The following is a 26,507-nucleotide window of genomic DNA, read 5'->3' as shown; positions in this document are numbered from 1 at the left end:
CGGGCGCCGCCGGCCGTTGCGCGTCCGCCCGGCCGCACGTGCGCGCCATCGGCGGCGAGTGTGCCGCCTGTGCTGCCTTCCTCTCCCAGCTCGAACACCGCCACCGCCTGCGCCAACCCGCCCGCCTGTTCCTGCAGGCTGGCGGCCGCCGCTGCGGCTTGCTCGACCAAGGCCGCATTCTGCTGCGTGACATCGTCGATCTGCCCCACGGCCTGATTCACTTCGGTGATGCCGCGCGCCTGCTCAGCACTGGCCTCGCTGATACGCTTGATGATACTGCCCACCTGCTGAACCGACGCCACGATATCGCCCATGCTGCCGCCGGCCACGCCAACCGAAGCCGCGCCGCTGTCGATGGTCGCCACCGAAGCATTGATCAGCGCTTTGATCTCGTGCGCCGCCGTGCCGCTGCGCTGCGCCAGCGTCCGCACCTCCGCCGCCACCACCGCAAAGCCGCGCCCCTGCTCGCCCGCCCGCGCCGCCTCCACCGCTGCATTCAAGGCCAGGATATTGGTCTGGAACGCGATCCCGTCGATCACGCCGATGATTTCCACGATCTTGCGCGAGGAAGCGCGGATGGCTTCCATGGTCTGCACCGCGTCGGACACCGCCGCCCCGCCGCGCGCAGCCAGCTCATTGGCATTGGCGGCCAGCTGGCAGGCTTCGCGCGCATGTTCCGCGTTGCTGCGCACCGCCGCCGCCAAGCTGTCGACCGCGCTGGCGGTTTCTTCCAGCGAGCTGGCCTGCAGTTCGGTGCGCGCGGACAAATCCAGATTTCCGGTGGCGATCTCGCGCGAGGCCACGTCGATCTGCTGCACCGCGCCCCGGATCGCACGGATGGTGCCATTCAGCTGCGCCACGCTGCCGTCCAGCGCACGCGCCGTGTCGGCAATTTCGTCGCGTCCGCGCGGAGGAGGACGCGGCACCAATTTGCCCGCCGCGAGGCTGCGCACGCCGTCCCCGATCGAGCGGATATCGCGCAGCAGGGCGCGCCGCACCAGCATCGATACCGCCAGCGACAGCGCCACCGACAGCAGCAGCAAGCCCCCCATCGTCATCCCCAGCAGGCGGAATTCATGGCGCGCCGCTGCATATGCTGCCTCGCTGAGCGACTTTTCCAGCGCTGCCAGCTGCGACAGCTGTACGTCCAGCGCCGCGAACTGGCGTTCCGCCTTGGCCATGGCATTGGTGGCGATCGACTGGTCCACCTGCGCCAGTTCGATGGTTTCCTGCACGGCTTTGCGGTAAGTTCCCAGCGCCTGCTGCGAGCCCGCCAGCAAGCCGCGTTCATCCGCCTCCGCCGCACTGGCCAGCTGCTGCAGCCGGGCGCCGACTGCGCCATGCCGGTTGCGGATCTGCGCCGTCAGCGCATCGAGCCGCGCTTGTGCGAAGCTGCCATTGATCCACGCCAGCAGCTGGTAGATGTTGGCGTGCGCCATGCGCGCTTCGCCCGCCACATCGGCCACCGCCTGCAGGCGCGCCGCGCGCAGCTGCACCAGGTTCTCCATCGAAGCGTTCTGCCGCACCATGCCGAACCAGGCGCATGCCGCTGTCGCCAGCAGCAACGCCAATACCACGCCCGGCGCCAGCAACAGCTTGGGTCCAATCCGCAGTCGGTTCAGCATGGCGGCCTCCTACTTTTTGTAAATGCCCGCTTCCAGCACTGCATCGCCGACGCGCTGGATGTAGGTGGTTTTAGGCTCGATCTTGCCGGTGGTGGGGTTCTTGTACATGTAGTCGACCCAGCCCTTGCCCTTCCTGGCGGCCAGTTCGATGATCTCGCGCCGGTACTTCTTGCCGCTGGCGTCGGGCACGTCGGTCAAGTCTTTGCCGACAATGGTGGGATTGACCGGATGCGCCAGCACGATGCCGCTTTGCAGGTCGCGGATGTCGACGTACAGCGCGCCCTGGACGAAGTCGGGATCCCTGGCCGAGATCTTCTCGATGAACTTGTCCTTGCCGTGCTGCTTGATGAAGGCGGCGCCTTTTTCCACCATGGCGACGGCGTCTTTTTCGGTGGGCTCGCTGGCTTGGGCGGCTGCCATGGCCATGAAGAACAGGGGGGCGGTCAGGATGCGTTTCATGCCGGGCTCCTTGCGGTGGGGGAAGCCCAACTTTACGTCTGCACACCTGGTTGGGAATTGCGCAAACGCAAGCTCGTAGGATTTTTCCGGTTAAGTATTGAGATACGGCAATAGGCGCTTTCTTAACCGGACCATCATGAAGTCCTAGCCCACCCATCAGGAGTACGCCATGACCGCCGATGCCCACCCCAAGTTCAAGCCATACACCCGCCAGACCATCCGCCAGGCGCCCCAGTGGGCGTTGCTGACGCCGGAGCAGCAGGAGGCGGTGCAGGTCATCTCGCATGTGCTGCCGTTCCGCACCAACCAGTATGTGCTGGAGCAGCTGATCGACTGGAACAATATTCCGGACGATCCGATCTACCGGCTGGTGTTCCCGCACCGCGACATGCTGCCGGCGCACGAGTACTGGCAGCTGCGCGACCTGGTGCTGGTGAAGCAGGACGAAGCCGGGGCGCAACAGCTGGTGCGGCAGATCCGCCAGCGCATGAATCCCCACCCTGCCGGACAGATAACGCACAATGTGCCGCGCGTGAACGATGCGCCCTTGCGCGGCCTGCAGCACAAGTACAAGGAGACGGTGCTGTTCTTTCCCAGTGCGGGACAGACCTGCCACGCTTACTGCACCTTCTGCTTCCGCTGGCCGCAGTTCGTCGGCATGGACGACATGAAGTTCGATGCGCGCGAAACGACGCAGCTGGTGGAGTACCTGAAGACGCACAAGGATGTGACGGACGTGCTGATCACAGGCGGCGACCCGATGATCATGAATACGCGTTCGATGGAGGAAATCATTGCACCCTTGCTGGCGCCGGAGCTGGCACATATCCAGAACATCCGGATCGGCACCAAGTCGGTGTCGTACTGGCCCCAGCGCTATGTCAGCGACCGCGATGCGGACGATCTCCTGCGCCTGTTCGAGCGCGTGGTCGCTTCGGGCAGGAATATGGCGATCATGGGCCACTACAACCATGCGGTCGAACTGCGGCAGGAAGTGGCGCAGCAGGCGGTCAAGCGCATCGTCGGCACGGGCGCCACCTTGCGCATGCAGGGGCCTTTGATTCGTCATATCAATGAAGACCCGGCCAGTTGGGCGGAGCTGTGGCGCACCGGCGTGCGGCTGGGCGCGATCCCGTACTACATGTTCGTGGAGCGCGATACAGGGCCGCGCGAGTACTTCCAGCTGCCGCTGGCGCGGGCGCACGAGGTATTCCAGCAGGCGTACCAGATGGTGTCCGGACTGGCACGCACGGTGCGCGGTCCTTCCATGAGCGCCTTCCCGGGCAAGGTGGTGATCGATGGTGTGGCCCAGATCGGCGGCGAAAAGGTGTTCGCGCTGCAGTTCCTGCAAGCGCGCAATGCGGACTGGGTGCGCAAGCCGTTCTATGCGAAGTACGACCCGACGGCAACCTGGTTTGACCAGCTGCGGCCAGCATTCGGGCGCGAGAAATTTTTCTTTGAGGAGAGTGAGCAGGCGGCGCCGGCCACCGTGCCGGTGCTGTCGCGGCGCGTGATTCCTCTGGTGGCGTGAAGGCCACGCCATGCGCGCGCCCGCCACCACATCCGAGCCGCCCGGGGCCACCGCCGAAAGTACAACCGCGCACCCGGGGCGGGCGACGTCGCTGCTCCGGCGTTGGTGGCGCGGACGCGAGCGGGTGCCGGGGACCTTGTCCGGTCCCGCGACGCTGTTCCTGGTCTTTATCCCTTATGCGCTGGCGCATTATGTCTCCTGGCTGCTGCGCAGCCTCAATGCCGTGCTGGCGCCGCAGCTGGTAGCGCAGGCGAACCTGACGCCGGCGCAACTGGGCATGCTGACCAGTACCTACTTCCTCGCCTTTGCCGCCGCCCAGCTTCCGGTGGGCATCGCCCTGGACCGCTATGGTCCGCGCCGCGTGCAATTCGTGCTGTTGCTGGTGGCGGCGCTTGGTACGCTGGCATTTGCCGGCGGCCGGGATTTCACCGGCCTGGCGGTAGCGCGGGCGTTGATGGGATTCGGGCTGGCAGCCTGTTTCATGTCCGCCATCAAAGCGCTGACCACATGGCTGCCTGCGCACAAGGCGCCGTCCGTGCAGGGCTACCTGATCGCAGCGGGCGGCTTGGGCGCCGCCACTTCCACCTTGCCGGTACGCCTGGCGCTGCACCATATGAGCTGGCAATGGCTGATGATCTGGCTGGCCTGCGCCTGCGTGGCGGTTGCGCTGCTGATCCTCTTGCTCGCACCGACGCCGCCCGCTGCGCCGCCGCGCCCGTTCTCGCGCAATGCCCTGGCCGAAACCTTCTCCCATCCGGTTTTCCGCGAGACCGCAATGCTGCTGCTCATCCCACATACCGTCTTCTTCGGCGTGCAGGGACTGTGGATCGCGCGCTGGCTGGCGGACGTGCCGGGATTTGGCGAGCAAGCGATTGCCTGGCTGCTTTACCTTGGCATGGCCGCGGTGATTTTCGGCTCCATTGGTGTCGGCATGCTGACCGAATGGGCGACAAAGCGCGGGTGGCGCACGCTCGATGTGGCGGCGGCCGGCGTGCTGCTGTTTGTCGTGTTGCAGTGCCTGTTTGTGATGGGCTGGCGCTCGGCGCAGCAACTGCTGCCGGTGGTTTTCATGTTGCTTGGCTGCGTCACCGGCATGGAATATTCGATCATCGCGCAAGCCATGCCGCCAGCATTGACGGGGCGCGCTTCGACTTGCCTGAATCTCCTGATCTTCGTCGGGGCCTTCGCGGTGCAGGCGGGCTTCGGCCAGGTGATCGGCTGCTGGCGGCCATCACCCCTTGGCCACTATCCCGCCGTTGCCTATCAATGCGCCTTCGCTTTGCTGGTGCTGATCCAGTTGCCGGGGCTGTGCCGCTACCTGCTCCGGCGCTTCCGGTAAAATGTCGCCTTCAACAAGAAGGAACATGAAATGAAACTGGTTCGTTATGGCCGTATAGGCAAAGAAAAACCTGGCCTGATCGATGAATTTGGCAAGTTGCGCGACCTGTCCGCGCATGTCAGCGATTTTTCGGGCGCCAACCTGTCCGACAAGGTGCTGCGCAAGCTGGCCAAGATCGATCCCGAAACGCTGCCGGTGGTACGTGGCAATCCACGCTTCGGTGTGCCGGTTGCGAAGGTGGGCAAGTTCATTGGCGTTGGCCTGAATTACGCGGACCATGCCAAGGAAGCAGGCCTGCCGATTCCGAGCGAACCGATCATCTTCATGAAGGCCATTACCTGCCTGTCCGGCCCGGACGATCCGATCATGCTGCCGAAAGGCTCGAAAAAGACCGATTGGGAAGTGGAACTGGGCGTGGTGATTGGCGCCCGCGCGCGCAATGTGAGCGAGGAAGATGCTGAAAAATACGTCGCCGGCTATTGCGTGGTGAATGATGTGTCGGAGCGCGAGTTCCAGCTGGAGAACGGCGGTACCTGGGACAAGGGCAAGGGTTGCGATACCTTCGGCCCTGTCGGCCCTTGGCTGGTGACGCGCGATGAGGTGTGGGACCTGGACAAGCTTGATCTTTACCTGGAGGTGAACGACAAGCGCATGCAGACCGGCTGCACGGAGACCATGATTTTCAAGGTGCCGCAGCTGGTGGCTTATATTTCACGCTTCATGACGCTTGAGCCGGGGGATATTATTGCGACCGGCACGCCGCCTGGTGTGGGACTGGCGCGCAAGCGCTTCCTGAAGAAGGGTGACTTTGTGCGCCTGGGGATTGCTGGCCTGGGCGAGCAGCAGCAGGATGTGATCGGGTACCAGGAATTCTAAACCCTGAAAAGCGGGTCAGACCCTTGGGTCTGACCCGGATTTACCGGGTTTAGGCCGGCCGCACGCGGGCGAACGCCCGCTCCAACCCATCCGCCAACCGCGCCACGATCTGCTGCAAATCCGCCTCCGTCGCAATAAACGGCGGCGCCAGCAGCACATGATCCCCCCGCCTGCCATCGATGGTTCCCCCCATCGGGTACACCATCAGCCCGCAGTCCATGCAGGCCTGCTTCACCACCGCATGCAAATGCAGGTCCGGATCAAACGGGCGCTTACCCTCGCGCTCCTGCACCAGTTCCAAAGCCAGCAGCATGCCGCGTCCCCGGATATCCCCCACATGCGGATGCATGGCGAACGCCTCGCGCAGCATGCGCTTGAACGCCGCACCGCGTACGGTGACCGCGCCGAGCAGTGAATCGCGCCGGATCACCTTCTGCACAGCCAGCGCCGCCGCAGCCGCCACCGGATGCCCTACATATGTATGCCCATGCTGGAATACCCCGCTGCCCGACCGCAGCCGCTGCACGATATGGTCGCGCGCAATCACCGCGCCAATCGGCTGGTAGCCTGCACCCAGGCCCTTGCCCAGGGCGACGATGTCCGGCACCACGCCTTCCTGTTCAATCGCATACAAGGTACCGGTACGCCCCATGCCGCACATCACCTCGTCGGCGATCATCAAGATGCCATATCTGTCGCACAGGTTGCGCACTCCCTTGAAATAGCCAGGCGTCGGCGGCACCGCGCCGCTGGTGGCGCCCACCACCGTCTCGGCGCAAAAGCCGATCACATGCTGCGGCCCCAGGTCGATGATCTTCGCTTCCAGTTCCTGCAGCAGGTTGGCGGTATATTCGTGCACGTCCTGGCCGGGACGGCGTTCGCGGTATTCAAAGCAGGGCGAGACACGCGCCACGTCCATCAGCAGCGGCTCGAAATGGCGCCGCCGGTATTCGTTGCCGCCCAGGGCCAGCGCGCCGAGCGTGTTGCCGTGATAGCTCTGGCGGCGCGCGATGAATACGCGCCGCTCGCTTTCGCCATGTTCGACGAAATACTGGCGCGCCAGCTTGAGCGCGGCCTCGATGGCCTCGGAGCCGCCGCAGACCAGGTAGGCATAGTTCAAGTCCCCCGGCGCATCCTGCGCCAGCCGTTCGCCCAATTCCTCGGCTACTTCCGTGGTGAAGAACGACGTGTGGGCATACGCCGCCACCTTGAGCTGCGATTGCATCGCCGCCAGCACATCCGGATGACCGTGGCCCAGCGACGAAACAGCGGCGCCGCCGCTGGCATCGAGATAGGTATTGCCATCCTTGTCGCGCACTTGCATGCCGAAGGCGCAGACGGCGGCAGGGGGCGTGCAGCGCAGGTCGCGGTGGATCAGGTGGGTCATGGCGGCTCCTCGCAGGTTGGTCGTCCAAGGACATTAGCGCGCGCTCAAATGCCGCGTTTTGATTTTTGTCCTGTCCTGTGCGACCATTTGTGGCTATGAGTGAACGTTTAGGACCAATCCCCCCTTCCGAGATGACAGCTGAGCAGCGCGCCGCGGCGCAGGCTGTCATCGACGGCCCGCGCGGCGCCCTGTACGGGCCATTCGTGCCTTTGCTGCACAGCCCCGAACTGATGGCATGCACCCAGCGCCTGGGCGAATACCTGCGCTACCGCAGCGCCATCGGCACCCGCCTGACGGAACTGGCCATCCTGGTCACAGCCCGTCATTGGGACCAGCAGGTCGAATGGGCCATCCACGCGCCGATTGCCGCCGAGGCCGGGGTGCCGCAGCAAGTGATCGATGCCATTGCCGTGCGCGTGGCGCCGACCGGCCTGGCGCCCGATGAGCAGGCCGTCTACGATTTTTGCCGGGAACTGCACAGTACCAAGCAAGTCAGCGACGCCACCTGGGCCGCCGCCGCACTGCAGTTCGGTGACAAGGGTGTGACGGACCTGATGGGCATCAACGGCTATTACGCCTTGCTGGCCATGGTGATGAACGGCGCGCGCTCGCCGGCTCCGCCCTCTACCGCTGCGCCGCTGCCCGATTAATCCTTGTGTGCGCGGGCTAACGGAAGCCCGGCACGGCGCACGGCAAACTCGTTGGCGGACCTATTCCGGGAGCGAACGATGCCTGACCGCCGAAGTTTCCTGCAGTCCGCGCTGGCCGCCGTGGGCGCCGCGCAAGTGCCGGGCGCCGTGGCCGCCAAGCCACAGCACACAGCGGCACCATCCAGCGCGCCAGCCGCGCCGGCCCAGCCGGTCCACCTCAACATCAATGGCCGTGACTACAGCCTGGTGCTGGAACCGCGCGTCACGCTGCTCGATGCCCTGCGCGAACATATCGGCCTGACCGGCACCAAAAAGGGCTGCGATCGTGGCCAGTGCGGCGCCTGCACCGTACTGGCGGATGGCCGCCGCATCAATGCCTGCCTGACGCTGGCCGTGATGCATGAAGGCGAGCGCATCACCACCATCGAAGGCCTGGCGCAGGGCGACGCCTTGTCGCCGCTGCAGCAAGCCTTCCTCGAGCACGATGCCTTCCAATGCGGCTATTGCACACCGGGCCAGATCTGCTCGGCGACGGCGCTGCTGGAAGAGGTGCGGGCGGACGGCGCCGGCTTTACCGACGACGAAATCCGCGAGCGCATGAGCGGCAATATCTGCCGCTGCGGTGCTTATCCCAACATTGTCGCCGCCATTCGCGAAGTGGCGCTGCGGCGCAGCTGAGGAGGGCGTCATGCAATCGATCTTCTACCAAAGGGCGCGCGACGCTGGGGAGGCCGTGCGCCTGGCGCAGCAGGACGGCGCGCGCTTCATCGGCGGCGGCACCAACCTGCTGGACTTGATGAAGGGCGACGTCGAGCATCCGTTGCGGCTGGTCGACATCACGCGCGCAGGACTGGACCGCATCGACGAGCTGCCAGGCGGCGGCCTGCGCATCGGCGCCGGCGTACGCAATGCCGACGCGGCGCGCCACCCGGCCGTACGCCAGCACTACCCTTTGCTGGCGCAAGCCATGCTGTCCGGCGCCTCGGCCCAGTTGCGCAATATGGCGACCATGGGCGGCAACCTGATGCAGCGCACCCGCTGCCCGTATTTCACCGACACGGCTTTCAGCCATTGCAACAAGCGCGAACCCGGCTCGGGTTGCGATGCGCGCCAGGGATTCCAGCGCATGCATGCCATTCTCGGCGCCAGCCCAGCCTGCGTGGCGGTCAATCCATCGGACATGAGCGTGGCGCTGGCGGCGCTCGATGCGGTCGTGCTGTTGCGGAGTGCGCAAGGCGACCGTGAAGTGGCACTGGCCGATTTCCACCGCCTGCCAGGCGACACGCCCCAGCAGGACACGGTACTGCGCCCTGGTGAACTGATCATGGCGATCGACTTGCCGCCATCGGCCATGGCGCGCCACAGCCATTACCTCAAGCTGCGCGACCGGGCCAGCTATGCCTTTGCGCTGGTATCGGTTGCCGCCGCGCTGGACATGGATGGCCGCATCGTGCGCGACGCACGCCTTGCCCTGGGCGGCGTAGCGCACAAGCCGTGGCGGCGCCGCGAAGCGGAAAGTGTGCTGCAAGGCCGCCCGCTCGACGAAGCGCAATGCCGAGCCGCCGCGCAGCACCTCCTGGCGGGCGCGCAACCGCTGGAGGGCAACCGCTTCAAGGTGGAACTGGCACAGCGCGCCATTGTGCGTGCGTTGCAGATCGCCGGGGAGGGTGCATGATCCAGATCGGACAAGCCATCCCGCGCACCGACGGCCGCCTGAAGGTCACAGGCGCCGCGACATTCTCCGCCGAGCATCCCCTGCCGCGCATGGCGCATGCTGTGCTGCTACAGAGCACCATCGCCCGGGGACATATCGCCAGCATCGACACGGCGCGTGCCGCCGCCATGCCCGGCGTGCTGGCCGTCATGAGCCACAGGAATGCACCGCGCCTGCCGCGCGAAAAGCCGGGCGGCGAGGAACAGAAACCGCCGCCGCCCAGGCTGAACCTGCTGCAGGACGACGAAGTCAAATACAATGGCCAGCCGATAGCTGTCGTCATCGCCGACACGCTGGAACAGGCGCAGGATGCCGCCCGCGCCATCAAGGTACGCTATGCAGCCCAGCCGGCGCGGCTGGACTTCAAGGCGGCCAAGCTGCGCAAGCCTAAAGAACAGCCGGACCGCCCCATGCAGACCTCGCGCGGCGACGTGCAGGCTGGCCTGGCCCAGGCAAGCCAGCGCATCGACGCGCTGTACACCACGCCGGTCGAGAACCACAACCCGATGGAGCCGCACGCCACCATCGCTTCATGGGAAGGCGACCGGCTCACGCTGTACGACGCTACGCAGAACATCTCCGGCGTGAAAAAGAATTCGGCCCGCGCGCTCGGCATCGCACCGGAAAAGGTGAGGGTAGTGTCGCCCTATGTCGGCGGCGGCTTCGGCTGCAAGGGCAATATGTGGTCGCACGTGGTGCTCGCCGCGATGGCTGCGCGCATGGCGGGCCGTCCGGTCAAGCTGGTGCTGGAGCGCACCCAGATGTTCGCACCGGTGGGCGCGAGACCGATGACGGAACAGCGTTTCCGCGTCGGCGCCAATGCGCAAGGACGCCTGCTGGCCGTGGTGCACGATACCATTTCGCATACTGCGACGCAGGACGACTTCACCGAGCCATGCAGCTCGCCCACGCGCATCCTTTACGCCAGCGACAGCCTGCAGACCACGCAGCAGCTGGCGACGCTCGACGTTGGCGTGCCCACCTATATGCGGGCCCCCGGCGAGGCGAGCGGCAGCTTCGCCCTGGAATGCGCTATTGATGAAATGGCCTACGCGCTGAAGATGGATCCGGTCGCGCTGCGCCTGCAGAACTATGCGGAGCAGGACCCGGAAAAGAACATTCCCTTCTCGGCCAAGCAGCTGCGCGAATGCTACAAGGTCGCTGCCGAGCGCTTTGGCTGGTCCAGGCGCACGTCGGCGCCGCGATCGATGCGCGCCGGGCGCACGCTGGTCGGCTGGGGCATGGCCACCGCCACGTATCCCGCCAACCGCATGCCGGCCAAGGCCTGGGCCAGTATCGCGCCGGACGGTACGGCCCAAGTGCGCAGCGGTTCGCATGACATAGGCACCGGGACCTACACCATCATGACCCAGGTAGCTGCCGATGCGCTTGGCCTGCCGCTGGAGAAGGTGCGCTTTGAACTGGGCGACACAGCCATGCCGGAGGCGCCTGTCTCGGGTGGTTCTATGACAGCCGCCAGCGTCGGCCCCGCCGTGCACCGCGCCTGCACCGCGGCGCGCGACAAGCTGGTGGCGCTGGCCGTGGCCGACCAGTCCTCGCCGCTGCACGGTTTCAATGCCTCGGAAGTCGAGGCGGCGGGCGGCTGGCTGCGCTTGCGCGCCAATCCGGAACGCGGCGAGCCGATGGCTGCGGTGATCGCCCGCAACGGCGGCCAGGCAGTGAGCGCGGACGGCGACGCCAAGCCGGGCGAAGAGAAAAAACAGTATTCCATGCATTCTTTCGGCGCCGTATTCGTGGAGGTTCATGTCGACCCTGACCTCGGCACGGTGCGCGTGCCGCGCATCGCTGCCTGCTATGACGTGGGCACCGTGCTGAACGCCAAGACAGCGCGCAGCCAGTTCATGGGCGGCATTGTCTGGGGCCTTGGCATGGCACTCATGGAAAAGACGGAGATGGACTGGCGCTATGGCCGCGCCGCCAACGCCAACCTGGCTGATTACCACGTGCCCGTGAACGCCGACGTCGGCGAAATCGATATCGTGGCTTTGCCGGGCAATGACACCCATTTCAACGAACTGGGGGCGCGCGGCATCGGCGAAATCGGTATCGTCGGCGTGGCCGCCGCGGTGGCCAATGCCGTGTACCACGCTACGGGCAAACGGGTGCGCGACCTGCCGATTACCCTCGACAAGCTTGTTTAGGTGATCCGTGCAATTAAAGTCTGAGACAAAAACACAGCGCAAACCGAGGAAACGCGTGCGAGTCACTTCTATTAAAGTCTGAGACAAAACGTCATTTGTTGACGTTGCAAATTTTCAACTTTTATTAAAGTCTGAGACAACTTTGCGGCTCATAAGCTGGATGATTTGCTGGCCACAGATGTTTGTGATTTTGCGTCGAACGAGATGATTAGCTGCGCATGCGAACTAGCTAGGAATCTTCAGCTGGTTTGCCAATGCCGTGCAAGGTAGATGTCCCGCGATTGAAGCTGAGCAAGCACGCTAGCAGTGTAGTTCGCTTCTTTTGGGCAGGCAGTCTATGTTAGATCCTGGAGCCATATTAGCTGTGCAGCTAATGTGGCTCCAGGATCTAACATAGACTCCGAATTTAGCTATGCAGCCAATTTGAACACAAGGCCCGTTCCTGCCATCGAAGAATCGGGATAGCTTATCGTCTAGTGTTTCGTTCTCAGACGAAGGAGATGGGAATTATGCAACCGACTTGGGGGCGGTTCCGTTGCAACCTTCTAGGGCAAAGTGACGCTGGAATCATAAAGTTGCCGGGCTCGGATCGATAACTTTGCCATGATCAGAACGGAAGCATAACGTTGCCGCTCCCGAGAAAGTGGGCGATCAAAAAACTACCCCATGGGCGTCAACAGCCCGTTCCAGGCGGGTAATGGTAGACTACCTAAAGGATACCTTTCACGAGGAATGGTAATGAGTGATAAAAACGCAAAAGACGCACTGGCAGTCTCGCTGTATAAGACCGCTGCGGCATTGCGTCGTGCCGAACGCAAACAGCAGAGCCATCCCTCTGCAGACACCACGGCCACGTCCGGCAGCGGTTTGGTCGTGCTTCGCCTGGAGCGCGGCGCCAAACCCCTCTCCGCCCTTGGCGGCGTGCAGAAGGTTCTTGGCCCATCACGCATCCATATCGCAGAATACAAACTGCACCGAGGCTGATCCCTCATCAATTAAGTGGCCTTCGGGCCGTTATTCTCTTCTTACCTGATCGACTTGATCGTTGGTTGCGTGCTTTGGATCTGCGATCATGCACACTCACCGCGTTACCGCCTCATGCCTTGGGTCTCACGTAAGTTGACGCGCGAATCTCGAGATGAGGCGCTCGCGCAGCTCGATCCGATTTCAGAGGCTGTGCTCGACTGGATGCCTGGCGAAAGCCTATACAGCCTAATTGCAAGGAATCATTTCTATTTTGGGTATGGCGCTCATTCACAGATTATCCGTGAGTTTTTCGGAGCACGCGATGGCGTGAGTCTTCAGCCGGACATGACAGAGGTTGAAGTCTTGGTGGCGAGAACCAAGGGCATACTCGGTAGCCCCCGGCATATCCTGGAAGAGAGAACATTGCTGCGCTTTTACCGGATTTTCATGTCCCGGTATGAAGAGCCCCTCCTTGAACCTGGTCAAAGAAATCCTGACTCGATGCTGAAGTTCCCAATGGCATTGAGAAAATCCCAGTTCAAAGCCAAACATCCCTTAAAGGTTTGTGTACGCTGCAAGGTACAGGACGTTCAGCAATCCGGAATCCCGTATTGGCGTCTTGAACATCAGTTCCCAGGCGTGTGGGTTTGCCTGGAACATGATCACGGCCTGCAGGAAATCGCAGTCAAGCCGCTGGCCAGTCACAAGTTCTTTTGGCAGACTCCGACGGAGTCTTCGTTCTTGCCAATGTCTGAAGCACTTGGCGAAACCGAGACCTTCACGCTCCTTAGTGAGATGGCCAGATTTATCGTGACGATTTCTTCCGATAAGGAGCAAGGCACTCGACATGTAGCGGAGAGTGCCGAATGCTTTCGGCACTACTTGGCTGAAGCTCATCTGCTGCTTCCTTCGGGCCGGCTCAAAGTCGCTTACAAAAACAAGGTTGCCCTTCTTTGCGAGCACTTCGTCAAGTTCGCAAGAAAACTGCGACGTCATCCTGGATTCTCTGTCTTACCGGACGATCAGGATCTGGCATACCGACTTCTTTCACGTTTCGTGAGCGGACGCGGGATGGTCCTTCCGTTGGAGCGTCTCGTAATTACGGCGTGGGTCGAGCAAATGTTGGAACATCTTTGAACGAAAGGTTCTGTACTAATAGAGAAGGAAAATTCACGGATGGGACCAGGCTTGTTATCAAAGTTCATCAACGGTCCTTACGCTTTGGTCGGCTCGGCTGACGCCAACTGATCGAGTATGTCGGCAATTCGGCGCAGATCGTTTGCTGAGTAGCGTAGATGGTTTGCGCGGCTTGCTGACTCGCACTCCTCGGCCTCGGCGCGAAAGAGCCCAAGGAGATCGTATCGATTCACAGTCTGGCCGGCCACGACCATTTCTATCTCCACGGTATCGCCTGCACTTGCCGCAAACAGTGCGTGGAGCATGAGGCTCAATTCGTTATTCATGCATGCTCTACGTTCGCCAGCCTGGCTACTCGAATCGGTGGGCCATTTGCGTCCAACGTGGGCGAGTTCGCCTGCGATCTGGATGACCTCCGCGCTGCCCATGCTGGGGCCTGTGAGCACACTATGCACGGACAGTGAACAAAGCTGGTCAACGGTGTGAACGCCGCGATCGTCCAAAAATCTACGAACGCGTGCCGACAAGCGGAGCTGCTCGAGCTCATTTAAGTTTTTTGTGATCATGTTGATTGAATCCCTGTCGATGAATATTTGCGAGTATGTCATGAGAAGAATTGAAGCTGGTCAATCCTGTCGCCTTATTACAGGCTTAGTTTCGATGCGCCGAAAGGTAAGCGTCCTCCGCAGTGTTGACTTCTTCAGCGACTAGATCGTTGCCGCGTTCTGATTGGCCGATCTGTCTTTGTTTAACATCGGGTACTGCGCCGAATAGTTGAGAGGCGAAATAGCTCGAGTAAACGCATCAAACCCGCCCTACGCTAGCATCGAGATGCCGCGCCACCTAAAGTGGACCCGTCAGTCAAGACACTTTGGCAATTGGGATGAGTCGTGCACGTCTGGCCGCTGGTGAGTGGTTGAAGGAATCACCGAGATCAGCGATTGTTTGGGGTGCGGATTCAACTGGTCGACGCAACACACTAAACTGCTTAGGCAGGAGGAGTGTTGCTATGAAATGCAAACCACGAATCTATTATACGGATGAGCAAAAGGCATTGATGTGGGAACGTTGGCGTAAAGGGGAATCCCTGCAGCATATAGCTCAGCTTTTCGGCCGAAGCCATGGCGCGATTCAAGGAATTCTCATTCGGACTGGTGGAATCAGTCCTGCGCCGCGCTGTCGCTCAAGGCTGGCACTTTCCATATCTGAGCGCGAAGAGATCTCGCGCTCTTTGGTCGCTGGGGCATCGCTTCGCGCGATTGCTACTTCGCTCGGAAGAGCTCCTTCAACGATCAGCCGAGAAATCAAACGTAACGGCGGCAAGACACGTTATCGAGCCAGTCAGGCCGACAAGCATGCATGGGATCGGGCCCGTCGCCCTAAGCGCTGTAAACTGGTAGAGAACCCAGCGTTGGCAAGTATCGTGGCGGACAAGCTGCAATTGGAATGGGCGCCTGAACAGATTGCTGGGTGGCTTAAGCACACCTACCCAGGCGTCAAGGACCAGCAAGTGTCACACGAGACCATCTATCGCAGCTTGTACATCCAGGCTCGTGGCGCCTTGAAGAAGGAGTTGGTTGAGCATTTGCGACGCACTCGTGTGATGCGTCGTTCCCGTCACCACACCCAGAAAACCGAGGATCACGGCCGAATCGTGGATGCCGTTTCGATAAGCGATCGGCCAGCTGCTGCAGAAGATCGAGCTGTGCCTGGTCATTGGGAAGGCGATCTTCTGTGCGGCAGCCATAACAGCCAGATCATAACGCTGGTAGAGCGCCAGACGCGCTATGTGATGCTGGTGAAGGTGGCGCGCAAGGATACCGAATCGGTCGTCAATGCCTTGATCCAACACGCGATGAAGCTGCCGCAAGAGCTCTACAAATCGCTCACATGGGACCGAGGTTCCGAACTGGCTGACCACAAGCGTTTTAAGCTGGCGACCGATATTCAGGTGTTCTTCTGCGACCCGAGAAATCCCTGGCAGCGAGGTTCAAACGAGAACACGAACGGCTTGCTGAGGCAGTATTTTCCAAAGGGGCTGGATCTTTCCAACTACTCGCAAGGCCAGCTCGATGCAGTTGCCAATCGCCTGAATGAGCGCCCGAGAAAAACGTTAGGCTACGACTCGCCGGCTCAACGGTTCTATCAATGTGTTGCGTCGACCAGTTGAATCTGCAGGTCAAAGCCGCCTGACCGGCGGGTACCGCCCCTTTGCTGACATTGGCGCTTTATCGTAACCCCTGTGGTCGCGATCTACTGAGAGCCGGAGTGATGGTTTAGAAATTTGAATGCAACACGGCGTATGGAACTTCGTCGGCATTCTCGGTGACCGCTCGAAAGTAATAGGTCACACCTCTGGATGAAATTTTTTTATGGATGAACGCACCGTCAACCATGATTCGATATGATGCTGATTCCAAGAACGAGATTTCGCTCTCTTTCAGGTTTCGAGTCAATTCAGCGTAGCTCCTCGCGCCATTAGGAAGTAAGTAATGAGGCGGGATCGCAAGCTGAAGATCGTCGGCCTCGATTCTTGAATACCAAACCCGCATCGCTGCTCCCCTTGATGCGGCCCAGAGAATGGCGTGTATCCGAGTTTGCGCCGCGTCATTCTCATCTTCAGAGTCAGCCAGAACGACAAAAACGCCTTCCCCGATATCCGCAAGTTCGTCGTCGAAAATCACAGCACTTGGAAACACTTTTAGCAACGGCTGGCCAATTGATTCCTTAAGCCTATTAAGGCGCTCTGCTTGCATATGTCTGGTCAATCTGAAGGTTAGGCTTGGGAATCTTTTATTGGAACCAAATTGCGCTTAAAGCGTCTCCTGTTGGCCGTTAATCGTCGGAAGGAACGTGTACAGCGCTCCGGCCATCGAGCATACCGACCCGCTCACGTCGAGTTTGTTGACGCTCTAGGAAGGCACTCAGCGGACGGTCTGCAACCTTCTTGAATCCATTTATACGCTGTACTTTTGCCGTGGTGTCCGAAGCGACTTCCGCAGCAATCATTTGATCTTCGGAGCTATGGGTACCTATCGAGGCAAGGGCTTGATTTGACGTCCGCCTCTCTTCTTGATGCTGATTTTGTTTGCCGCGCTTGATATTCTTCCGACTAGCGTGTGGACTTTCGCCGTACATGTTGCGGCGATCCCTTTCCAGGCTAAGGCGTTTTTTCTCTTGTGGCGACTTTATCGTACTCATAAAAGCACTCAATTAACTTGATACAAGGAGTCATCCTACATTATCCGAAGGCCGCTGTTGGCCGGATTCGGCTACCCGAAAACCTTGGTGTACCAATACATCTGCGGGGCTGCAAACCATTTTTCATTTCTCGACGTTCTGAACTGAGCTAATTGTCTCATGGGTATTTGATATCGAGAAAAAAGAGCAAGCAAGTCCCTTAAAGATGCTTGGCTGAGGCTCGTTGATTTCACCACAAGCGTATCGTTCTCCCACCGCAGAACTCCAGGTATTTGCATGGCTCATTCGAACATATGTCGCTCATCAAGCTGAGAGCCGAACATTACGCCAGAACAGTCAAGTCGAATTACCAATTCCTTCTTTTCCTTTTTCTGTATCGTCAGAGGCTGCTACTGGCCGAATCCGGCTACGTTCAACGTATTTCCATCATTTTCAAGAACCGCTGATGACTCTCCGAAAATTGCTCGTCGCTCTGGAATTTTTTAAGGTACTCATTTAGCAGACTAGCTTGCGCAGCCTCATCGCCTTCGATTGGTCGTTCCATCCTGAGTTCATCTGCCATCCAGTTGTAGACGTCCGAAACACCACCCCCATGTCGAGTAGCGCCGTAAATGAATTTACCGACGCGGTCATATTTAACTTCCGGATTCATAAAATTCTTCTTAAGATAAAAATTCCTATTACCTTCGATGCCTAGTTTGAAGGTCCGCTGCTGGCCGAATTGGGTCGGGACTTACTTGATTAGAAAGTCGCCTTTGTTCTTGCCCGCCAACCACAGTGGGGCGCGTCCTCGTCCCGTCCAGGTATCGCCGCTCTCTGGATTTCGGTACTTGGCAGGTACTGGCTGGCGTGCTTTCGAGGCTTTCGTCCGAACGCCTCGCAGGTCATCGAGCGTAAGCCCATGTGCAGCCATGATCTCAGCAATTTTTTCCTTCGCGCCGGCAAGCTCCGCAGCACGTGCTTCTTTTGCCTTAGTTTCCAGTTCTGCGATTTGGGCCTGAATCTCTGCATAGGTGCTCATTCTTATGGTCTCCGCATTTAAGTAGTGGAATATGAATCTACCACGCTAACCAGCTGGAGGCGAGCCGCATGACGAGTATTTGGGAATTCGGCGGTTATATTTCGCCAGTCGCCGGGAGTATTGCGGACATTTAGCAATGGAAATGTTCGCCGATACACCGAGGCGGCTGGCGCGATTGTAACTCGACCCACAGTCTAGAAAATCACTGCAAAGAACCGATTTCAGGCATCAGTCTGTTCGGCCATTTCGAGTGCATCATCAACTTCTATTCCGAGGTAGCGCACGGTACTTTCAAGCTTTGTATGTCCAAGCAGCAGTTGCACGGCGCGTAAGTTATGGGTACGTCGATAAATAAGCGTCGGCTTCGTGCGTCGCATGGTGTGGGTGCCATATGCCGTGGAATCGAGTCCAATCTCCTCGAACCATTGATGAACAATTCGAGCGTACTGCCTGGTTGAGATGTGGGGCGAACCTGTGATGCGGCTTGGGAACAGGAAATCGCCGTTCCTGAGTCCCGCTGTTGCCATCCAACAGGCGATACTTTTTCGCGTGCCATCGGTCAGTTCGAATTGGACAGGTTGCTTCGTCTTCTGCTGCACAACGCTTGCTCGAGCCGCAACTTGACCACCATGGCAAACATCGATTACGCGCAATCGGACCAAGTCGCAGCCACGTAATTTGCTGTCGATGGCCAGGTTGAATAGTGCAAGGTCACGAAGGCGCCCGAAGATTTCGAGCCGGACGCGAATTGCCCAAATTTCGCTGATTCGAAGTGGGGCTTTTTGCCCTACCAGTTTCCCCTTGTTCCAAGGGACATATGGTGCTGATGTTTGCGCTAAAGTGTTCATAATGGACCTCCTTGTTAGGAGTTCCACTATGCGCTGGTGCTCTGTCATATTACGCGTCCGAACTTGCAGCTTGGCGCGTGAGAATGTGTGATTTTTCCTTCAGGACAACATGCTATCCTCAGCGGCTGGGCCGATATCGGCCAAAAACGGACCATCAAAAACGAACCAAATCTGAACTCTTTAAAATGCGACGAGAACCAGCAAGCGTTTTGGCTGCCTTGGCATCGACGGTACCTGGTTGGTGCGTTTCGATTTTCGGCGACAGTCAAACGCAATACATCACGCTCATATTGTTTGTGGCGCTACCATTCTATTGCATGTTTGTTGTAACAGTTCTTGCTATCGTGCCAACAATAGTTAGGTGGCTTGGGTTTTCTTCAATGCGCGCCTATATTGTGTCCGGATGTTTCGCCGCACTCTTATTAGGCATGGCGCTTGTTGAAGGGGGTGTCGATTGGGCTGGCGGAGCTGCCGCAGCAGTCAGCTTGCTTTCGGCATTTTTGCTGGTCCCATTTTTTGAAAAGTTGGGCCAAACGTCTGCTTCCCAATAGCTGACGGCCATATGCGACGGTCGTAATCTGTTAGATAGGAATAGATTTGGCATCGACAATGCGAATGCTCCCCATACTTATTTTGGCCCTAGCTACTTCCGCAAATGCCCGCGATGGTCAGAAAGAATTCTTTAGCCGCTTCGTGCCGCAATGGCAAGCGATATGCCAGATTCCAGGGCACCGCTTCCAACTTCAATTTAGTTCCAAAGGCGGCGATCCTACAAACGACGATATGACAGCCTCTGTTTCGTGGGATAACGGCAGTGCCTCGGAGCTTCCGATTAAACCAGCCCTTTTCGTTGCTGATGCTCCTAAGGTTAAAGAACCAAGTCAATGTGATCACGTTAGCGCGTTTCTTCAAGAGACAGGAAATGTCCTTGTCGTGTTGAGGCGAGACGACAGGCCATCTTCTGATCGATATTTGGCCGTCCTATTGGACGGCAACGATGGAAAAGTTCATGATGTGTTACCCGATCTTGGTGCAATACGAGATGACTCCTTGATCAAGGTAGATAAGCATGGCGTCAGCATTCACTTAGGCCGAACACAAGCCGGTAATTCTGACGCAAATCGTTCAAGTGAATGGGTAAGGATCGAAGAGGTACAGGGGCGACTGAGCGTGAGGTTAGGTCCTCCGGCAGATCATTCTGGAAAATAGCGGCCAACAGAGGACAGCGTAGATCCAAGTTAGAAGTGGGGCTGCGCTAATTTGGCGTTTCGTGAAATGGGAAAGTCTTGAGAATGAACTTGCGACTTTGGCAGTTACAACTCAGCATTTTTCTTGCCTGGCTGACTTGCATCGTTGGCTATGGCTTTCTGGAAGTAGCTGGGCAAATGAATGAGCTACGCATTACGCCGTCCGCAGACCTTTACGCGAACGGGCTCGGCTTTCAGGTGCTTGCGTTTGTGCTTACAAAAGGGTTGGCATCGATTCTCGTGCTTGGTATAGCCTTATGGGGTAGTGCCTATACATCTCGATCTAGACAATCACGCAGCCAGGCGCGTTAATTGTGAGTTCTCATTCATGCCAGCATCCGTCTCAGACGGTTCCCGGCCAATTGCGGACTTTTCAGATAAAGTTTTATGTTCCGATAGTTTCTCTGATCGCCACCTCTAACCACAGACATGCTTTCATACCTTACAGCTCAGTTGAAATACCAAGACATGCCGCTGGCGTTACGGGTCAGGCCATACGCAGAAGATGATGAAATTTGGCAGCGACTGCCACATCTAGTTACCCTGACGCACACGCTCGAGGAAGTGCTTAGTGACGGCATGCCCATGCCCGACTACAACGACACGCTCTTCGAATTTGATGGGGACGTGCATGATGCGGTTCTGGCGGACGGGGAAGTGTTCTTGGTGGAGACCTTTAACGGTAGGCGTACGTACTATGCCTGCGTATCCTCCACTGCACGCGCAGAGAAAGCGCTACAGGGCCTCATCTCAAGATACGCAACCCACGACCTGCAAATGGGCGGTAAGCGGAATCACGCACAGAAGTTCTATCAGCGTTACCGCCAAGACTTCAAATGGCCAATTGCAGGTGACACCTAAATTCAGCGTTGAACGACCGCTATGTAGAATCGCAATGGTCCGCAAAGGGGCGGAACCCGCCGGTCAACAAGTACCCTCACGGACATAGTGTTCAAGTCGCCGAACAGAAAGTGCCAACGACGCCAAACAGGCTGCCTAGTGACGATGAAATAAGCAACAGGTCCAATCACTAAATAGCGAACCGCCGCGCAGCGAACTGCTGATTGACATTGACTTGAAGAGGGCTAGCCGTGGTCATCTAACGGTGCCGCAACACCCTTCTTGAGTTGGTTGGCGATTTGATCGATGATGGCACGCTTGGGAAGCAGCTCTATCTCAGATGGACGCTGTATGCCAACATGTTGGCGCATTCCTTGACTCGAAATTTCACTGAAAATCGCATTTTCAGCAGTCGCTGAAATGGGCTTTTTTAATGAAAATTTGCCCGACCCATGAGCCGCCCTCGCAAGAGAGTGGATGCTGGTCTACACTACGCGTCCTTTTCTCTGAGTTCCTTCAACTTTGAATATCCATATTCCTCGACCCGAGTCAGATGAACTTGATCTCGGATTTCTAGGGCGAATTCGGCGCCTGAATGACTTTAAGGACCAGGCAGAAACCATTGCTGCGTTGGGGGAATCCTTGGATCCCACTACCGATCCGCGCGCAAGTCATGTAGTCCCCTTGGCAAGAAGTCTAAACATGTCTTTGGGCCAGTTCGCGCGCCAACATACCCTGGATTCTTACCATAATGCCTACACCAGCGAAGCTGTTTCGCACACAGACACAGCTACCCAATCCCTTTACGTTTGGTATGGCCGCCGAGGCCCCATCATCGAAGCAAATTTTTGCCCAGATTGCGTGCACAAAGATGAAACGGAGCTTGGATTTTCTTACTGGCGAAGAAGGCACCAGCTACCAGGCGTGACGTGGTGCGTGCAGCACATGTCCGCATTGAAAACTGCATCAAGAGTTCATCCATACAATGATTCTCCCTTTCTGCTTTCTCATTCCGTAATACGACCTCCATACCCGACAGAGATTTCGGATTTCGTTCGTCAAAGTCGTGTCGGAACAAAGTACGCCGAGATATCTCTTCAATTGCTGGAACGCCAGAGCTCGGAGCCACTTGACCGTGTGACTCAGACCATACGCGAAGGACTGACGACATTGGGGGTACATGTCGGCAAAAGCCGAAGCAGCCGCTACCGTACCTTGGCCGATTTGGCTGCTGAAGTATTGCCGCGCCCCTGGCTCATCCAGCATTTTTCCCCTAAAGGTTATTCGAGGGGCCAAGATTCATTTGTGGGTCCATTGAATAAGACCGTCGGGTACATGGGCTCGTCAGGAGTTAACCACTATGTTCTGGCGCAAGCGATCCTTGCTGAGTATGGCTTGGAACCCTTGTAGTGACTTCTACATTTCGAGCGAACTCATGATGTCTTCGTAAATGAGAATACGATTAGGGTCATTTGACATTAGCGCATTTACAGCCGGTACTACGGGAGCCAAGTATGTCCGAAGTGCTTGCTCAAAGTCGCCTTTCGAGATAGATCTTCCTTCACGCTCGAGGGCGCACCTTTGTGCATAAGTCCAGAGGAACATCAATATTCGTGGTATCCCCGCGCTCTTTTCATAAAGCAGCTCCTGAAGCTCCGGACTTAAGGGCAACTTTTCGTCGAACCATTGATACTTAAAGAGGATAGGGAGCAAGTATCTCTTATAGTACCGATCCTCAGGGCCCTCCATGGGCAACAGTTTGTGAAAGCCGCCGGTCGTCATTCGCTGCGCCGTGCTGAATCGTGAAGCGAAAGCCGCCATGCCGTCGGGAGTTCCCGACGCAACAATTGCGATACGTGATGTGTTCGCTAAAGTAAGGATGAACTTAATCGTCTCATCGTCAATGATGCGTAGAGGTTCCCTGCGCCTCGCATCGCCTAGCTTTTGCCGATTCTTCTTTGTGGGGAGTTTGAAAAAGTTCTGCACTTCATCCAGGACGAGAACTCCCAGGAAATGCGCCGATGCCTTTTGAAGCCAGGCGCGAAGCAGAGCGGGTCCTGGTCTGCGAGAACTTTGCAGATCTTTCTCGAAATAGTTTGTGCCGAGCGCTACGTCGGTCCACATCATTAATTGATCTGCCAAGTCAGCAGATCGCCCACTGCCAGGCACGTCGACTTTTAGCCACACGAGCTGCTTAAATGGGCCGGCCATGTAAGGGAAGTTTTCGTGAACGACGACTTGGTCGTATAGCGATAAACTTCGCTCTATGGCGCGTGACTTGCCAGTTCCAGACAGACCAAATGCCGAAACCACCAAAGGTCGCGAAAAACTGTCTGGCTTCAGAAAGTCTCGAGCGTAAATTCGACGCCAAGTTTCAGGTGCGTCTGGTCTGCGATGCACGTAGCTCTGACGCAAAACGAAGTCGATACTTGTAGCGAGCTTAATGCCTTCTTCGGTGGGGACATGAAGTGTGGCCAAAGAGCCCAGCTGGTGCAGCCTAATATGGCGAGGAGTTGTAGCGATGTTCTGCGGAGGCTGAGGTGAACAAGCCAGTTTCTTCAAAAGAATTCGTTCGTCAGGAATTGATCCGCACGCATCAATTAATCGATTATTCGCGTACTCTTCCACGTACGTTGTTAGCAGTGCGGTCATTTTCCTCCTCCCACTTCTGAAGCAAAGAGTTCGTCCATCACGATTTCGTAAGGGGAGCGGCTGGAATCTTGTAAATCCTCCTTGGTATCGGGGGTGTCAATGACGTACTCGGCTCCGTTGTGCTGAGCGAAAAGTTCGATAGACTTCGCATCCCGCATTGTCGGAAGTAAGCCGTCATAAGCCTCATCCGCTTTCTTCGTTTCCTCTTTTGCCCGCGCAATTCGCTCTTTGGTACGACGAAGATGCTGAAGCGCGCTAATATTTCGCCGATGCTCGATTTCGGCCTTCTTTGTTTTCTGAACCGCATACGCATCCAGCCATTCATCAAACGAAAGACCTGCTGGCGCCAGTGCGGATGGCGACAGCGCCAATGATCTCGTCTCACCGCTCTGTGGATCTTGCCACCAGATTTTCTCGTTACTCCCGGGGAAGTAGGACATTGGTACCTCCATGACGCCAAAATTCCGCGCATTTGCGGTCCACATTTTTTCGTTAACGAAGTCGGCTTCATATCTAAGCTTGCCAAAGTAGACCCCACCTCTACTTACTATGGCATTTCTTGATGGGAGCAGTTCTGACACCAATCTTTCCGGCTTTTCTTCCTTTCGATATCCGATACCAACCTCATGCCCAAATTGCCAAAGGCCTGCCGGCGTAGGGTCAACGCCTAGGGAGATCATCTCGGAACTTAGCCGATGATTCCGATCGGAGAAGAAGTTGTACTGTGCGAAAATCTCACTCAGGTATTGAACGTATTCGTTGAGCGTAAAGATTCCATCGTGCGGCTGCGCCCTCAGCTCAATCTCCTTTTTCCTTGCATCGATTGCGCCCGGCACGAACTGGAATTGCTCATTTTTGGCGATTCGGTGAAGGACCTCTACTATTCCCTTCAAATCTGGCCGATATGATGGGTTGTACTGCATGTTGATACCCAATCGCTCACCCGTCGCCTTCGCCCCTTTCGACAAGTATTCGCCTCGATCACATAGAAACGCGTGCGGAAGGCAAGGTGCAGGGGTTAGCTGCGCCATTGCATCAATGCCCCACATTTCAGATAGAGGTGCGACTGAATTCGTAGTCGATAAAAGTGCTACCTTTGCTGTCTCCCACGATGGGCCAGATAGGCAGACGTGAAAACCCACGACTGCCGTCGACCAAACGTCGACAATGACATAGACAATAGGTCTTCCGATGCTCCAAGCGCGGTCCACCCGGCTTCTCAAGTAGATATCGGCAACGGTAGAATCAATTGCATAGACATGGCCAGGGCCAGCTACGCCGTCCCACGCGAAACCAACTAGGCCTCGGTGATTTCGTTTGAAGAATCCAGGCGTCGTTCTTGATAGTATGCGAGTGAGCTTGTTTGTTTCTTGATTGATGATTCGCCTGACTTGGGCTTTGTTCGGATAGCTTCCTTGAGCCGGCGCAATTGCTACCACGCCAGAATCACCCATCGAATATTCTCTTGCGAAGCAAAAATCCAGGATCATGGTGAAGATTGCGTTGAAACTAAGCTTGGGGTCCTTGCGAAAAACCTTATAGGCAGCGAATATTTTTTGTCGTGCCTCACTTGTCACTCCGACTTGAGGGAACGGTTCATGAATTCCCAGCCGCTCTTTTTGCGTTTTTCTCCCAACTTTGCTTTTGCCTTCGCTCCAAGGACGAAGGACCCCTGGTGCTCCACATCGATCTAGCCGAGGGTTAAGCGAACTCAAATTAAAGCCGTGTGTGCAGAGCAAATCCCACATGCGGTAGCAGGTCGCTCTTGAGATATCATTACTTTCCCGAACTTGAGTGATGAGTTTTCCGATTCCTCGTCGCGAGAGTAGGGCGTCGCACACCAATTGATGATTCATAAATGGCCCCGCGGCATTACGGCGGGCTTCATAGATTGCCTGCTCCCGGTTCGTCAAGGTACAAGCATCGCGCAAAAACTTTGGATGAGTTTCTAAGGAGACTTGTTCAAGTTGATGTGCTTCAACAAGGATCTTGGTTACCTCTAACGGGATCTCAGTGATCTTTTCGGAACGACAAGTGGATACCTGGAATCCTGATACATTTTGATCGTCGATTGCGTCGCTTTCGCCAGGGCAATGTAACCGGTAGAGAAACACAACGTCGGATCCCGCCGGAGTAGCAATGATGCGGTAGATTCCGTCGAGTGATCCATCAGTTATCCGAATCACAGAATTTACAGTCAAAGACATGCTGACCTCCGTACGGCAATTGGATTTTGAGCGAGAAAGGCTGCGGGTTCCAGAAGCCGGATGGGTTCGGAAGGCCAGCTTGAACGAAGCAAACTCAAAGGGATTTGGCCCGCCCACACTGCTTGCCAAAATGTACGCTGCGCGCTTTCCATCGGTATCGCAAGACGGTTCTGTATCAGGACGAGCGTATCGGTGAGTGAGATGCCATTAAATTCCGAACATAGTTTTGTGCATTCGTTCAACCGTTCGATTGGTATGCGATCAGATGGGAGCTTAGGCACTCCCCATGGCATTGCTCCGCGTATGGTATTGCTGACCGCTTTCTGGTATTCGCTCGGCGTTATCAACAGCCACTGCACCTTCTGTTGTTCCCAAAACATACGCTCCAGGAGCAACAGATTTCGGGTGCGGTTCTTGTCCAGTCCCCCCTGAGGTTTGACGCTGACTGCGATAAGCTCATACTCACCTGGAGTGCGCTGCAGCGTGACAACGAAGTCCGTACTCATTACCCAGGGATGAACTGAACCGGACCGGGATTTTGAGAGGCGCCTTGGTTTGAGTCATGCCGGGATGGCTTGACTCGATAGTTGACGATAATAGTTCATCTCGGCTTCGGCTGGTGGGATATGGCCGATGGGCTCCAGC

General features: G+C 57.6%; 25 protein-coding genes and 1 pseudogene. 14 read left to right on the top strand and 12 right to left on the bottom strand.

The features are described 5' to 3' along the window. Positions 1-1,625: methyl-accepting chemotaxis protein (locus GM658_RS27325; RefSeq protein ID WP_155457275.1), on the bottom strand; the 1,625-nt coding region annotated here is incomplete at its 3' end. Positions 1,626-1,634: 9 nt separating this feature from the next. Beyond that, positions 1,635-2,084: a cache domain-containing protein gene (locus GM658_RS27320; protein ID WP_155457274.1), complete on the bottom strand. Its 450-nt coding sequence runs from the start codon at positions 2,082-2,084 to the stop codon at positions 1,635-1,637. Between the two features lie 169 nt (positions 2,085-2,253). On the opposite strand from GM658_RS27320, the gene GM658_RS27315 reads away from it, so the two are divergent. Genes GM658_RS27315 through GM658_RS27305 form a run of 3 tightly spaced genes read left to right on the top strand, consistent with a single transcriptional unit; the run spans position 2,254 to position 5,830 of the window. Beyond that, positions 2,254-3,615: a KamA family radical SAM protein gene (locus GM658_RS27315; RefSeq protein ID WP_155457273.1), complete on the top strand. Its 1,362-nt coding sequence runs from the start codon at positions 2,254-2,256 to the stop codon at positions 3,613-3,615. Positions 3,616-3,625: 10 nt separating this feature from the next. Then, positions 3,626-4,954, top strand: a complete 1,329-nt coding sequence (locus GM658_RS27310) for an MFS transporter (protein WP_229417094.1) — start codon at positions 3,626-3,628, stop codon at positions 4,952-4,954. A 30-nt stretch (positions 4,955-4,984) separates the two neighbouring features. Further along, positions 4,985-5,830 (top strand): fumarylacetoacetate hydrolase family protein, encoded by an 846-nt coding sequence (locus GM658_RS27305; RefSeq protein WP_155457272.1) that lies wholly within the window; start codon positions 4,985-4,987, stop codon positions 5,828-5,830. Positions 5,831-5,879: 49 nt separating this feature from the next. Here the strand turns inward: GM658_RS27305 and GM658_RS27300 are convergent, their stop codons facing one another. Continuing rightward, positions 5,880-7,217, bottom strand: a complete 1,338-nt coding sequence (locus GM658_RS27300) for an aspartate aminotransferase family protein (protein ID WP_155457271.1) — start codon at positions 7,215-7,217, stop codon at positions 5,880-5,882. Between the two features lie 95 nt (positions 7,218-7,312). Here GM658_RS27300 and GM658_RS27295 point away from each other — a divergent pair, with 95 nt between their 5' ends. The 6 genes from GM658_RS27295 to GM658_RS27270 all read left to right on the top strand — a co-directional run bounded on the left by GM658_RS27295 (position 7,313) and on the right by GM658_RS27270 (position 13,846). Beyond that, complete coding sequence (locus GM658_RS27295) at positions 7,313-7,867, top strand: carboxymuconolactone decarboxylase family protein (RefSeq protein ID WP_155457270.1); 555 nt, start codon at positions 7,313-7,315, stop codon at positions 7,865-7,867. Positions 7,868-7,945: 78 nt separating this feature from the next. Next, positions 7,946-8,545 (top strand): (2Fe-2S)-binding protein, encoded by a 600-nt coding sequence (locus tag GM658_RS27290; RefSeq protein WP_155457269.1) that lies wholly within the window; start codon positions 7,946-7,948, stop codon positions 8,543-8,545. Positions 8,546-8,555: 10 nt separating this feature from the next. Then, the gene (locus GM658_RS27285; RefSeq protein ID WP_155457268.1) at positions 8,556-9,542 is read left to right on the top strand and encodes an FAD binding domain-containing protein; all 987 of its coding nucleotides are present in this window, start codon (positions 8,556-8,558) and stop codon (positions 9,540-9,542) included. Beyond that, a complete protein-coding gene (locus tag GM658_RS27280) occupies positions 9,539-11,743 on the top strand; it encodes a xanthine dehydrogenase family protein molybdopterin-binding subunit (RefSeq protein ID WP_155457267.1) in 2,205 nt (734 codons plus the stop codon). Before GM658_RS27285 ends, GM658_RS27280 begins: the two co-directional genes overlap by 4 nt. Positions 11,744-12,481: 738 nt before the next feature. Further along, positions 12,482-12,727 carry a hypothetical protein gene (locus GM658_RS27275; protein WP_155457266.1) on the top strand — a complete coding sequence of 82 codons (246 nt, stop codon included), beginning with the start codon at positions 12,482-12,484 and terminating at the stop codon, positions 12,725-12,727. A 15-nt stretch (positions 12,728-12,742) separates the two neighbouring features. Continuing rightward, the gene (locus GM658_RS27270) at positions 12,743-13,846 is read left to right on the top strand and encodes a TniQ family protein (RefSeq protein ID WP_155457265.1); all 1,104 of its coding nucleotides are present in this window, start codon (positions 12,743-12,745) and stop codon (positions 13,844-13,846) included. A gap of 77 nt (positions 13,847-13,923) precedes the next feature. Here GM658_RS27270 and GM658_RS28975 read toward each other — a convergent pair whose 3' ends face one another. Next, positions 13,924-14,454, bottom strand: coding sequence for a hypothetical protein (locus GM658_RS28975; RefSeq protein WP_170299016.1), 531 nt, complete (start codon positions 14,452-14,454; stop codon positions 13,924-13,926). 401 nt (positions 14,455-14,855) lie between these two features. On the opposite strand from GM658_RS28975, the gene GM658_RS27260 reads away from it, so the two are divergent. After that, positions 14,856-16,016 carry an IS30 family transposase gene (locus GM658_RS27260; RefSeq protein ID WP_155457263.1) on the top strand — a complete coding sequence of 387 codons (1,161 nt, stop codon included), beginning with the start codon at positions 14,856-14,858 and terminating at the stop codon, positions 16,014-16,016. Between the two features lie 106 nt (positions 16,017-16,122). On the opposite strand, the gene GM658_RS27255 is transcribed toward GM658_RS27260, so the two are convergent. From GM658_RS27255 to GM658_RS27235, 5 genes are all read right to left on the bottom strand, one after another. Next, on the bottom strand, positions 16,123-16,602 hold the full coding sequence (locus GM658_RS27255; RefSeq protein ID WP_155457262.1) for a hypothetical protein: 480 nt from the start codon (positions 16,600-16,602) through the stop codon (positions 16,123-16,125). A 79-nt stretch (positions 16,603-16,681) separates the two neighbouring features. Further along, on the bottom strand, positions 16,682-17,047 hold the full coding sequence (locus GM658_RS27250) for a hypothetical protein (protein ID WP_155457261.1): 366 nt from the start codon (positions 17,045-17,047) through the stop codon (positions 16,682-16,684). 412 nt (positions 17,048-17,459) lie between these two features. Continuing rightward, entirely contained in the window at positions 17,460-17,699 is a 240-nt protein-coding gene (locus tag GM658_RS27245) for a hypothetical protein (RefSeq protein ID WP_155457260.1), read from the bottom strand. Positions 17,700-17,780: 81 nt separating this feature from the next. After that, complete coding sequence (locus GM658_RS27240; RefSeq protein ID WP_155457259.1) at positions 17,781-18,068, bottom strand: H-NS histone family protein; 288 nt, start codon at positions 18,066-18,068, stop codon at positions 17,781-17,783. Between the two features lie 221 nt (positions 18,069-18,289). Continuing rightward, positions 18,290-18,916: a tyrosine-type recombinase/integrase gene (locus tag GM658_RS27235; protein WP_155457258.1), complete on the bottom strand. Its 627-nt coding sequence runs from the start codon at positions 18,914-18,916 to the stop codon at positions 18,290-18,292. Positions 18,917-19,101: 185 nt separating this feature from the next. On the opposite strand from GM658_RS27235, the gene GM658_RS27230 reads away from it, so the two are divergent. The 4 genes from GM658_RS27230 to GM658_RS27215 all read left to right on the top strand — a co-directional run bounded on the left by GM658_RS27230 (position 19,102) and on the right by GM658_RS27215 (position 22,413). Continuing rightward, positions 19,102-19,467 (top strand): hypothetical protein, encoded by a 366-nt coding sequence (locus tag GM658_RS27230; RefSeq protein ID WP_170299015.1) that lies wholly within the window; start codon positions 19,102-19,104, stop codon positions 19,465-19,467. Positions 19,468-19,531: 64 nt separating this feature from the next. Beyond that, positions 19,532-20,125, top strand: coding sequence for a hypothetical protein (locus GM658_RS27225; RefSeq protein ID WP_170299014.1), 594 nt, complete (start codon positions 19,532-19,534; stop codon positions 20,123-20,125). 491 nt (positions 20,126-20,616) lie between these two features. Further along, positions 20,617-21,024, top strand: coding sequence for a DUF695 domain-containing protein (locus GM658_RS27220; protein ID WP_211841952.1), 408 nt, complete (start codon positions 20,617-20,619; stop codon positions 21,022-21,024). A gap of 501 nt (positions 21,025-21,525) precedes the next feature. Next, positions 21,526-22,413: a TniQ family protein gene (locus GM658_RS27215; protein WP_155457254.1), complete on the top strand. Its 888-nt coding sequence runs from the start codon at positions 21,526-21,528 to the stop codon at positions 22,411-22,413. Positions 22,414-22,419: 6 nt separating this feature from the next. Here the strand turns inward: GM658_RS27215 and GM658_RS27210 are convergent, their stop codons facing one another. The 3 genes and pseudogenes from GM658_RS27210 to GM658_RS27200 all read right to left on the bottom strand — a co-directional run. Next, a complete protein-coding gene (locus GM658_RS27210) occupies positions 22,420-23,655 on the bottom strand; it encodes an ATP-binding protein (protein WP_155457253.1) in 1,236 nt (411 codons plus the stop codon). Next, positions 23,652-25,862, bottom strand: a complete 2,211-nt coding sequence (locus tag GM658_RS27205) for a TnsB C-terminal domain-containing protein (protein WP_155457252.1) — start codon at positions 25,860-25,862, stop codon at positions 23,652-23,654. Before GM658_RS27205 ends, GM658_RS27210 begins: the two co-directional genes overlap by 4 nt. Then, a pseudogene (locus GM658_RS27200) lies at positions 25,853-26,374 on the bottom strand (TnsA endonuclease N-terminal domain-containing protein); the annotation flags it as partial. The gene GM658_RS27205 and the pseudogene GM658_RS27200, both read right to left, overlap by 10 nt. Between the last annotated feature and the right edge of the window lie 133 nt (positions 26,375-26,507).

The organism is Massilia eburnea (genome assembly GCF_009720745.1).
In the GTDB taxonomy this organism is placed as follows: Bacteria; Pseudomonadota; Gammaproteobacteria; order Burkholderiales; family Burkholderiaceae_D; genus Rugamonas; species Rugamonas eburnea.
Note: the sequence above shows the minus strand (reverse complement) of the source record. Positions and strands in the feature narration are given on the sequence as shown.